Genomic DNA, 535 nt, shown 5'->3' on the forward strand with positions numbered 1-535 from the left:
TCAACAGCCTCAAAGGGGTGTCGTCCCGCCGCCTGCGCAAACGCTACCCGCACATCAAAACCCACTGGATCGGAAAGAAAGGCCATCTCTGGTCGCCTTCGTACTTTGCCGGTTCCGTGGGCGGTGCCCCCATCGAGGTACTGAAGCAGTACATCGAACAACAGCAAGCCCCTCACTAATCGCCTACCGGCGATGCGCTATCCTTCCCCTCCATGAAGGAAGGGGCTTGTCGCGCTTTTTGGTCATTCCCGGCGCTCACGTGTATGCCAGAGCCGGAGCATGTAAATCGTGTCGTCAGCAATTTCGTACCGCATTTCATATTGGCCGACCAGAATGCGGCGCACCTCGCTCGGCGCGAACTGGAATAGTTGCTCGCCGATGCGGGGATTGCTCAACAAGATGTCGGGGGCCTTCACCAAAGCCCGCACGGCCTTGATGGCCGCGGGCTTGTTCACGGGCAGTAAGAAATCGTATAGGCGGGTCAAGTCGGAAAGCGCCTTACTGGTCCATTTCAGGACCATCAGCGCGGTGCCGG

At 58.7% G+C, this 535-nt stretch carries 2 protein-coding genes; one reads left to right on the top strand and one right to left on the bottom strand.

Annotated elements, in window-relative coordinates; all coding sequences use genetic code 11:
- The coding region (locus ACOCD2_RS25775) for a transposase (RefSeq protein WP_419589771.1) at nt 1–179 on the top strand (179 nt) is incomplete at its 5' end.
- A 63-nt stretch (nt 180–242) separates the two neighbouring features.
- Here ACOCD2_RS25775 and ACOCD2_RS25780 read toward each other — a convergent pair.
- Nucleotides 243–521 (bottom strand): type II toxin-antitoxin system RelE/ParE family toxin, encoded by a 279-nt coding sequence (locus ACOCD2_RS25780; RefSeq protein ID WP_293653547.1) that lies wholly within the window; start codon nt 519–521, stop codon nt 243–245.
- Nucleotides 522–535: the final 14 nt, after the last annotated feature.

It is taken from the genome of Thiolapillus sp. (assembly GCF_048562965.1).
GTDB classification, from domain to species: domain Bacteria; phylum Pseudomonadota; class Gammaproteobacteria; order Chromatiales; family Chromatiaceae; genus Thiolapillus; species Thiolapillus brandeum_A.